Source organism: Streptomyces sp. NPDC059564 (assembly GCF_042735575.1).
GTDB lineage: Bacteria > Actinomycetota > Actinomycetes > Streptomycetales > Streptomycetaceae > Streptomyces.
Window position 1 is genome coordinate 1 of sequence record NZ_JBHWBP010000309.1, and the last position, 9282, is coordinate 9282.

General features: G+C 72.5%; 8 protein-coding genes and 1 tRNA gene. 4 read left to right on the forward strand and 5 right to left on the reverse strand.

The window, feature by feature from the left end; all coding sequences use genetic code 11:
• Positions 1 to 1866: prolyl oligopeptidase family serine peptidase (locus ACFV0Q_RS32915; RefSeq protein ID WP_385010374.1), on the reverse strand; the 1866-nt coding region annotated here is incomplete at its 3' end.
• A 129-nt stretch (positions 1867 to 1995) separates the two neighbouring features.
• Here ACFV0Q_RS32915 and codA point away from each other — a divergent pair.
• Positions 1996 to 3306 carry a cytosine deaminase gene (codA, locus tag ACFV0Q_RS32920; protein ID WP_385010375.1) on the forward strand — a complete coding sequence of 437 codons (1311 nt, stop codon included), beginning with the start codon at positions 1996 to 1998 and terminating at the stop codon, positions 3304 to 3306.
• A gap of 9 nt (positions 3307 to 3315) precedes the next feature.
• Positions 3316 to 3909: an HD domain-containing protein gene (locus ACFV0Q_RS32925; protein ID WP_385010376.1), complete on the forward strand. Its 594-nt coding sequence runs from the start codon at positions 3316 to 3318 to the stop codon at positions 3907 to 3909.
• Positions 3910 to 3924: 15 nt separating this feature from the next.
• On the opposite strand, the gene ACFV0Q_RS32930 is transcribed toward ACFV0Q_RS32925, so the two are convergent.
• Complete coding sequence (locus ACFV0Q_RS32930; protein WP_385010378.1) at positions 3925 to 5229, reverse strand: chloride channel protein; 1305 nt, start codon at positions 5227 to 5229, stop codon at positions 3925 to 3927.
• Positions 5230 to 5431: 202 nt separating this feature from the next.
• Between ACFV0Q_RS32930 and ACFV0Q_RS32935 the strand changes: the two genes are divergently transcribed.
• Complete coding sequence (locus ACFV0Q_RS32935; protein ID WP_385010379.1) at positions 5432 to 5959, forward strand: DM13 domain-containing protein; 528 nt, start codon at positions 5432 to 5434, stop codon at positions 5957 to 5959.
• A gap of 27 nt (positions 5960 to 5986) precedes the next feature.
• Here ACFV0Q_RS32935 and ACFV0Q_RS32940 read toward each other — a convergent pair whose 3' ends face one another.
• From ACFV0Q_RS32940 to ACFV0Q_RS32950, 3 genes are all read right to left on the reverse strand, one after another.
• Positions 5987 to 7471: a SulP family inorganic anion transporter gene (locus tag ACFV0Q_RS32940; protein ID WP_385010381.1), complete on the reverse strand. Its 1485-nt coding sequence runs from the start codon at positions 7469 to 7471 to the stop codon at positions 5987 to 5989.
• Between the two features lie 130 nt (positions 7472 to 7601).
• Positions 7602 to 7675, reverse strand: a tRNA-Pro gene (locus ACFV0Q_RS32945).
• A 100-nt stretch (positions 7676 to 7775) separates the two neighbouring features.
• A complete protein-coding gene (locus tag ACFV0Q_RS32950; protein WP_385010383.1) occupies positions 7776 to 8714 on the reverse strand; it encodes a metallophosphoesterase in 939 nt (312 codons plus the stop codon).
• A 68-nt stretch (positions 8715 to 8782) separates the two neighbouring features.
• Here ACFV0Q_RS32950 and ACFV0Q_RS32955 point away from each other — a divergent pair, with 68 nt between their 5' ends.
• Positions 8783 to 9244: a GatB/YqeY domain-containing protein gene (locus tag ACFV0Q_RS32955; RefSeq protein ID WP_385010385.1), complete on the forward strand. Its 462-nt coding sequence runs from the start codon at positions 8783 to 8785 to the stop codon at positions 9242 to 9244.
• Positions 9245 to 9282: the final 38 nt, after the last annotated feature.

The following is a 9282-nucleotide window of genomic DNA, read 5'->3' on the forward strand; positions in this document are numbered from 1 at the left end:
CCCGGTGGGCGCACCGGAGGCGGGCCGGGCCCCGCGGGATCTCCTGGGGAGGTGCTTCAGTGCGAATTCCAGATCCATCCGGACCTGCTTGATCCGCTCCTCCACGACCAGCGAGCCGTGTCCCGCGTCGTAGCGGTACACCTCGTGGACAGCGCCGCGCGCCGCGAGCCGGCCGACGTAGTTGTCGATCTGCCGGATCGGGCAGCGCGGGTCGTTGACGCCCGCCGCGATGTGCACGGGGGCCTTGACCGCGTCCACGTACGTCAGCGGCGAGGATGCCTCGAAGCGCTCCGGGACCTCCTGCGGGGTTCCGCCGAAGAGGGTGCGGTCCAGGGCCTTCAGCGCCTCCATCTCGTCGTGGTACGCGGTCACGTAGTCCGCCACCGGTACGGCGGCCAGCCCCACCGCCCAGGAGTCCGGCTGGGTGCCGAGACCCAGCAGCGTCAGGTACCCGCCCCAGGAACCGCCGGAGAGCACGAGGCGCGCCGGGTCGGCGAGGCCGGAGCCCACGGCCCACTCCCGGACGGCGGCGACGTCCTCCAGCTCGATCAGGCCGACCCGGTGCTTGAGGGCGTCGGTCCACTCCCGGCCGTAGCCGGTGGAGCCGCGGTAGTTGACGCGGACGACCGCGAAGCCGTGGTCCAGCCAGGCCGCCGGAGTGGCCAGGAAGGAATCGCTGTCGTGCCAGGTCGGGCCGCCGTGGATCTCGAAGATCGTCGGGAAGGGCCCGTCGCCGTGGCCCGTCGGGCGCTGGGCGAGCGCGTGGATCCGCCCGCCGGGGCCCTCGACCCACACGTCCTCGACCGGCAGCGAGCCCGGCGGCCGGAAACCGGGCGGGTCGAGCACGATCCCGCCGGCGGTGGACCGTACGGAGGCCGGCTCGGCCGCCGAGGACCACTGGTACTCCACCGTCCCGTCCGGGCGGGCCGTCGCGCCGGACACCGTGCCGGGGGGCGTGTCGACCCGCAGCAGTTCCCGCGCGGCCAGGTCGTAGCGCCACAGCTCGCTGCGCGCCTCGAAGCTGTGCGCGATGAGCAGGGCGGTGCCGTCCGGGTACCACTCGGCGCTCACGTCGCCCGGCAGGTCGACCGCGAGGCCCTCCTCGGCGCCGGTGGCCACGTTCCACACCATCGGCTCCCAGCGGCCGCGCCGCTGGTGGCCGACGAGCAGCCGGGTGTCCCCGGCGACCGGGGCGAAGCCGAGCACCTCCAGGCCGAGCTCCACCGTCGCGCCGCGGGAGTCGTCGAGCTCGGCGACGGTCTCCCCGTCGAGGGTGACCACGCGCACCGCCGAGTGCATCGCGTCGCCGTGCTCGGTGTGCTCGATGGCGATCAAGGTCCCGTCGTGGGACAGGTCGCCGACTCCGGCGGACTCGCGGTGGCGGTAGATGACGGTCGGGGCGCTGCCGTCGGGGTGGACGACGTGGATCGTGGAGCCGTCCTCGTCGGTGGACCGGCCGACGACCGCCGTGCCGTCGCGGCCGATGGTGAGCCCGGCCGGGTACGAGGGCTCCAGGCCCGGGGTGGCGGGCTCGTCGGGGCCGCCCGCGAAGGGCTGGCGGACCCAGGTGCCGAACTCGTCGCCGTCGGTGTCGGAGAACCACCAGATCCACTCGCCGTCCGGGGAGAGGGTGCCGTCGGTGGTGCCGTTGGGGCGGTCGGTGGCCTGGCGCTGCGTGCCGGTGGTCCGGTCCCAGGCGTAGAGCTCGTAGGTCCCGGTGGCGTTCGAGACGAAGAGCGAGCGGTCCGGGGCGTCCTCCGCCCAGTCGGGTAGCCCGACGCGCGGCGCCCGGAAGCGCTTCTCCCAGTCGGGCATCTCGGGCGTCTCGGCGGCCGCGCCGGGGGTCAGATCGCTGTCGCTGGTCATGCCCTCCATTCTTGCCGCACCGGCGGACACGATGCGCCGGAGCGGCCCCGGATGCCGACGCGGGCGAACGGGGGCACGCAGGCCCGATGTTTCACGTGAAACATCGGGCCGCGTGCGTACGCTGGCCGCATGCGGATGATCGTCCGGGGTGCCCGGCTGCTCCACACCAAGGGACTGTCCGATGTCGAGGTGGCCGAGGACGGCCGGATCGCGCGGGTGATCCCGTACGACGACCAGAAGGAACCGCCGGCCACCGGCGTGCTCATCGAGGCCCACGGCGGCCTGCTCACCGCGCCCTTCGTCGAACCCCACATCCACCTCGACACCGCCCTGACCGCGGGACAGCCGCGCCCCAACGCCTCCGGCACCCTCTGGGAGGGCATCGCCTGCTGGAGCGCCCGCAAACAGACCCTGACCAGGGAAGACGTCATCGGCCGGGCGACCGAGGTGCTGCGCTGGCAGGCGGCCCACGGGGTACTGCACGTCCGCACGCACTGCGACGTCACCGACCCCTCCCTCACCGCGCTCGACGCGCTGCTGGAGGTCCGCGACCGGGTGCGGGACGTCATGACCCTGCAGATCGTGGCCTTCCCGCAGGAGGGCATCGTCTCCTTCCCGGACGGCGAGACGCTGCTGCGCGAGGCCGTGCGGCGCGGGGCCGACGTCGTCGGCGCGATCCCGCACTTCGAGGACACCCGGGAGGACGGGGTCGCCTCGCTGCGGACCGCCTTCGCGCTGGCCGAGGAACGGGGCCTGCGGGTCGACGCGCACTGCGACGAGATCGACGACGAACAGTCCCGTTTCGTGGAGGTGCTGGCCACCCTCGCGCTCCGCTCGGGGCTCGGCGCCCGCGCCACCGCCTCCCACACGACGGCGATGGGCTCCTACAACGGCGCGTACAGCTACAAACTCCAGCGCCTCCTCGCCCGTTCGGGCATCAGCCTGGTCGCCAACCCGTTCGCCAACCTCAACCTCCAGGGCCGCTTCGACTCCTATCCGAAGCGGCGCGGCCTCACGCAGGTCAAGGAGATGCTGGCCGCCGGGGTCAACGTGGCCTTCGGCCACGACGACGTGATGGACCCCTGGAACGCGCTCGGCACCGGCAACCCGCTCCAGACCGCCCTCGTCGGCCTCTACGCCGCCCAGCTCACCGGGGCCGACGAGATCCCGGTCGCCTTCTCGATGGTGACGGACCGTGCGGCGCGCGTCCTCGGCCTCGACGCCTCGGAGTACGGGATCACGGAAGGCGCCCCCGCCTCCTTCGTCCTCCTCCCGGCGCCCACCCCCGAGGAGGCGATCCGCCGTCAGGTCCGGCCGCGCTACGTGGTCGCGCGCGGCAGCGTCCTGGCCGAGACCCCGCCCGCGCCGACGCGGCTGTCCTGGCCGGGGGAAGATCCGTCGGCGGTGGATTTCGTACCGGCGCCCCCGGCCAGGACCTAGGGTGCGTGCATGACGTGGACCCTTCACAACCTTGATTCGGTTACGGCGCGTTCGGCCTTCGAGGCCGCCTCGGAATACGCGGACGCCGCCCTGCTCAACCACTCCGTCCGCTCCTACGCCTTCGGCGCCGAGTACGCCCGGCAGCACGGGCTCGCGTACGACGCGGAACTCTTCTACGTCAGCGCCCTGCTGCACGACCTGGGCCTGACCCCGCCCTTCGACAGCCACACCCTCCCCTTCGAGGAGGCCGGCGGCCACGTGGCCCGCATCTTCACCGCGGGCCTGGGCTGGACCCCCGAACGGCGGGCCCGCGCACAGGAGGTGATCGTGCTCCACATGCGGGACGACGTCACCGCCGCCGAGGACGTCGAGAGCCACCTCCTCCAGGTGGGCACCAGCGCCGACGTGTCGGGCCTGCGCGTCGACACCTTCGACCCGGCCTTCCGCGCCACCCTCCTGGAGCACTACCCGCGCCTCGGCTTCGGCCCGGCCTTCCTCGCCCTGGTCGAAGACCAGGCCACCCGCAAGCCCACCTGCGCGGCAGCCGCGTACGTGGCCTCGGGCGCGGCCAAGCGCATAGCCGCCAACCCCCTGGACGCCTGACCGGAGCCGTGACCCTCAGCCGGCGGGCCGGGGCTTCCCGGCCGGGAGGAGTTCGGTGGTGATGAGGGAGGTCACGACCGCCAGGATGATCAAGGGGGTCACGGGCACGCTGCCCAGCAGCACCGTCACCAGGACCGCGCTGCTCACCGGCAGCCGCAGTACGCCCGCCGTACCCGCCGCGAGGCCCGCCGCCACGGCGGGTACGAGGTCCAGCCCGGGCAGCGGCGACAGCAGCAGGCCCATCGCCGCGCCCAGGAACAGCGCGGGGAACACCGGGCCGCCGCGCAGGCTGCCGAGGCAGAGCGCGTACCCGGCGGACTTGCACAGCAGTACGGCGATCAGCGCGCCGGTGCCCCACGCCCCCGGATCGGCCATCAGCGCCGCCAGGGCCGCCTGCCCGGAGGAGGCCACCTCCTCCGGGGAACGGCCGGTGACCAGCGCGTACACCGCCGCGCAGACGCCCGCGCCCAGCGCGCACAAGGCCGTCCGCACCAGCGGCCGTCCCGCCACGTACGCGGCCACGGCCCGGCCCGTGGCCATCGCCCGGTGCTGGACGACGGCCACGATCACGGCGATGAGCAGCCCCCAGGCCACGTCCGGGGCGTCCAGACGGGTGAACGTCCCGGGCGGCTTCATGGCCAGGCCGCCGGTCTCCAGACCGGTCCACCTCCCGAAGCCGGTGAACACCAGGGCCCCCACGCCGGCGGAGAGCATCGCGGGCAGCATGACGGCGAAGAGCCGGACCCCGCCCAGCCCCACCAGCTCGATGAGGAGCACCGCCGCGATCAGCGGGCTGCCGAAGATGGCCGCGACGGCCGCGGCGGCGCCGGCCGCGCCCAGCAGCATCGTGTTCTGCGGGGTCGCCGGCCCGCGCGTGAGGTCCCGCAGCAGCAGCGCGAGCCCGCCACCGAGGGCGATCAGCGGCGCCTCCGGGCCCAGGACGGCGCCGAGGGGCAGGCTCGCGGCCGCCGCCAGCACCACCCCGGGCAGGACGGCCGTCGAGGCCCCGCCCGCCGCCAGGCCGTTCGCGGGGATGTGGCCGCCCGCGCCGGTCAGGTGCGTGACGACCAGCCCGACCAGGACGCCGGAGATCAGGAGCAGCGGCAGCGGCCACCACCAGGGCGCGGTGTCCCAGCCGAAGGCGCGCGGAAGGCTGGACCACAGCGCCTGCTGGAGCTCGCGCATCCCGGCGAGGAACCAGAACGACACCAGCGACACCGGGATGCCGACGAAGGCACCGGTCAGCAGCGTCTTCAGATAGCCGGGCGCCTTCAGTACGTCCGCCAGCCGGGCCTTTTCCACGGGTTGCGCGGCGCTCACGGTCCGCTCCTTCCCGTCCGGCGGTGCCTTCCAGGCATTGCAACACCGCCCGCCCCCCGCCGCACCTCGGCGCCCGCCGCCTCCCGCCGGACGCGTAAGCCTTTCGTCATCAGGCCGGATCTGTTGCCGCCACCCGCCGTCGCATTGAATTGCGGGGGACGGACAGACGAGGAAAGGCAAGGCGGTTGCGGTGACTCGGACGATGCGACGCAGGCGGCTGTGGGCCGGAGTGCTGGCCGCGGCCACACTGGTGCTGGGCCTCGGCCTGTACTGGTTCCAGCCGTGGAAGCTGTGGCAGGACGCGACCGTCAACGAGGCCCTCCCGACGGCGGCACCCTCCACCGCCCCGACGGCGCAGCGGGGCGCTGCGGCGGGCCCGCGGACCCTGGCCCAGGGCGCGCTGATCAGCCACGAGCACGCCACCACCGGGACGGTGAAACTGATCCGCCTCCCCGACGGCTCCCGCACCCTGCGCCTGGAGAACCTCGACACCAGCAACGGCCCGGACCTGCGGGTCTGGCTGTCGGACGCCCCGGTGAAGGACGGCGTGGCGGGCTGGCGGGTCTTCGACGACGGCAAGTACGTGAGCCTCGGCAAGCTCAAGGGCAACAAGGGCGACCAGAACTACGAGATCCCGGCCGACGTGAACCTCACCGACTACAGCAGCGTCACCATCTGGTGCGACCGCTTCGACGTCTCCTTCGGTGCGGCACCCCTCACCGCCGCCTGACCCCACCCCACGACCGCCGGCGGATCGTCAGTGACCCGCCGACAGTTCGCCGCTGAGCGTTGCGTGCAGGCGGGCGCTGGGCTCGTTCAAACCGGTGATCTCCACGTCCTTGCCGCGCTGCCGGTACCTGGCCTCGATCGCGTCGAGGGCGGCGACGGACGAGGCGTCCCAGATGTGGGCCGACGACAGGTCGATGACGACCTTGTCCGGGTCTCCGGCGTAGTCGAACCGCCCGGCGAGGTCGTTGGAGGAGGCGAAGAACAGCTCCCCGGCCACCCGGTAGACGACCTTCCCGCCGTCCGCGTCCGTCACGGACGTGAGGGACGCCCGGTGCGCCACGCGCCGGGCGAAGATGACGATCGCGGTGACGGATCCGGCGATGACGCCGACGGCCAGGTTGTGGGTCGCCACCACGCACACCACGGTGATCACCATGACGGTGATCTCACCGGCCGGCATCCGCTTCAGCGTCTTCGGCGCGACCGAGTGCCAGTCGAAGGTCGCGACGCAGACCATCACCATGACGGCGACCAGCGCGGCCATCGGGATCTCCGAGACCACCGGCCCGAAGACGATGCACAGCACCATCAGGAACACGCCCGCGAGGAACGTCGACAGCCGGGTACGGGCCCCCGACACCTTCACGTTGATCATGGTCTGGCCGATCATCGCGCAGCCGCCCATGCCGCCGAAGAAGCCGGTGACGATGTTCGCGACGCCCTGCCCGACGGACTCGCGCGTCTTGCTGGAGTGCGTGTCGGTGATCTCGTCGACGAGCGTCGCCGTCATCAGCGACTCCATCAGCCCGACCAGCGCCATCGCGAAGGCGTACGGGGCGATCGTGGTCAGCGTGTCCAGGGTGAACGGCACGTCCGGCAGGCCGGGCACCGGCAGCGCCGACGGCAGCGCCCCCTTGTCACCGACCGTCGGCACGGCGATCCCGGCCGCGACCGTGATGGTGGTGAGGATGACGATCGACACGAGCGGCGCGGGCACCAGGGTGGTGACCCTGGGGAAGAACACCATCAGCCCGAGCCCCGCCGCGACCAGCGGATAGACCGCCCACGGCACGTCCCGCAGCTCCGGCACCTGCGCCATGAACACCAGGATGGAGAGGGCGTTGACGAAGCCCACCATGACCGAGCGCGGCACGAAGCGCAGCAGCCGGGCCACGCCGAGCGCGCCGAGCCCGATCTGGAAGACGCCCGCCAGGATCACGGCGGCCACCAGGTACCCGAATCCGTGCTCCCGGTTCAGCGGGGCGATGACGAGCGCGACCGCCCCGGTCGCGGCCGAGATCATCGCGGGCCGCCCGCCCACGACCGCGATGGTCACGGCCATCGTGAAGGAGGCGAAGAGCCCGATCGCCGGATCGACCCCCGCGATGATCGAGAAGGAGATCGCCTCGGGTACCAGCGCCAGCGCGACGACGAGCCCGCCGAGCACCTCGGTCCGCAGCACCACGGGCGAAAGCCAGGACGGACGACGCGCGAGGAGGGCGGGAGACGGCATGGCGGAGCGGACCTGTCGTGTCGTGGGCGCGGAGGGGGCGAACGGCCCACGCGCGGCGAACCGTTCACCGCAGACGCAGGAAGGGCCTGACCCGCGATGCGGATCAAGCCCTTGACCTGGTCTTACGAAGTCGGGGTGGCGGGATTTGAACCCACGACCTCTTCGTCCCGAACGAAGCGCGCTGCCAAGCTGCGCTACACCCCGATGTCCACCTTGCAGGCTCGCTGCCTGGCGACATCGATTACTTTAGCGGACCCTCGCCCGGAGACGAAATCCGGTTTTCGCGGCGGCGGACGGGGGCGGGTCAGGCCTTCGGGGTCAGCGTCAGGAGGGTCGCCTCCGGAGGGCAGGCGAACCGGACCGGGGTGAAGCGGTTCGTGCCGCAGCCGGCCGAGACGTGCAGGTAGGAGCGCTGCCCCTCGGCCTCGTACGTGGACAGGCCCTTCACCCGCTTCGTGTCGAGGTCGCAGTTGGTGACGAGCGCCCCGTAGAAGGGGATGCACAGCTGCCCGCCGTGCGTGTGCCCGGCGAGGATCAGCGGGTACCGGTCGGCGGTGAAGGACTCCAGGACCCGCAGGTAGGGGGCGTGGACGACGGCCATCGAGAAGTCCGCGTCCGCCTCGGGACCGCCCGCGACCCGCTCGTAGCGGTCCCGCTTGATGTGCGGGTCGTCCAGGCCGGTGAAGGCCAGCTCCAGTCCGTCCAGCTTCAGGCGGGCCCGGGTGTTGGTGAGGTTCAGCCAGCCCGCGGTGTCGAAGGCGTCCCGCATCTCCTCCCACGGGTTGTGCACGGCGCCGACGACCGGCTTGTTGCCGTTCAGCCCGTGCCGGCCCTGGGCCTTCTCGATCAGGTAGCGCCCGGGGTTGCGCAGCCGCGGCCCGTAGTAGTCGTTCGACCCGAAGACGTACACGCCGGGGAACTCCATCAGCGGCCCCAGCGCGTCCAGCACCTCCGGCACGCCCTCCGTGTCGGAGAGGTTGTCACCCGTGTTGACCACGAAGTCGGGGCGCAGTCCGGCCAGGGACTGCAGCCAGGCGCGCTTCTTGCGCTGCCCGCCGACCATGTGGATGTCCGACACCTGGAGCACGCGCAGCGGCCGCATCCCGGCGGGAAGGACCGGCACCGTGACCCGGCGCAGCCGGAAGGAACGGGCCTCGAACCCGGCGGCATAGGCCACTCCCGCGGCCCCCACCGCCGCGAGTCCGGCCGTGACCTTCAGGGGGACTTCGTAACGCGCGCGCATGCCCCCATCGTCGCAGACCCGGAAAACCTGCGGGCGCCACCGCCCCCGCACCTGGCAGACTCAAGGGCATGACCACGCTCAAGGCCAAGCTCCAGGAAGACCTCACCACCGCCATCAAGGCGCGCGACGAACTCGCCTCGTCCACCCTGCGTCTGACGCTCTCCGCCATCACCAAGGAGGAGGTCGCGGGCAAGGAGGCGCGCGTGCTCTCCGACGACGAAGTCCTCAAGGTGATCGCCAAGGAGGCGAAGAAGCGCCGCGAGGCCGCGGAGGCCTTCGGCCAGGGCGGCCGCGCCGAGCAGGCCGCGCGGGAGACCGCGGAGGGCGAGTTCCTCGACGGTTACCTGCCCAAGCAGCTCAGCGACGACGAGCTCACCGCGATCGTGGCGCAGGCGGTCGAGGAGGCGAAGGCCGCGGGTGCCGAGGGGCCGCGGGCCATGGGCGCCGTCATGAAGATCGTGAACCCGAAGGTGGCGGGCCTGGCGGAGGGCGGCCGCGTCGCCGCCGTCGTCAAGCAGCAGCTTTCGTAGCGGTACGAACGCGGAACACGGCAGAGAAGAGGGGAGGG

Bases quoted from the DNA above. Each gene is read 5' to 3' on its own strand.
- codA (WP_385010375.1), top strand. From the start codon at position 1,996: ATGCGGATGATCGTCCGGGGTGCCCGGCTGCTCCACACCAAGGGACTG.
- ACFV0Q_RS32925 (WP_385010376.1), top strand. From the start codon at position 3,316: ATGACGTGGACCCTTCACAACCTTGATTCGGTTACGGCGCGTTCGGCC.
- ACFV0Q_RS32935 (WP_385010379.1), top strand. From the start codon at position 5,432: ATGCGACGCAGGCGGCTGTGGGCCGGAGTGCTGGCCGCGGCCACACTG.
- ACFV0Q_RS32940 (WP_385010381.1), bottom strand. From the start codon at position 7,471: ATGCCGTCTCCCGCCCTCCTCGCGCGTCGTCCGTCCTGGCTTTCGCCC.
- ACFV0Q_RS32950 (WP_385010383.1), bottom strand. From the start codon at position 8,714: ATGCGCGCGCGTTACGAAGTCCCCCTGAAGGTCACGGCCGGACTCGCG.
- ACFV0Q_RS32955 (WP_385010385.1), top strand. From the start codon at position 8,783: ATGACCACGCTCAAGGCCAAGCTCCAGGAAGACCTCACCACCGCCATC.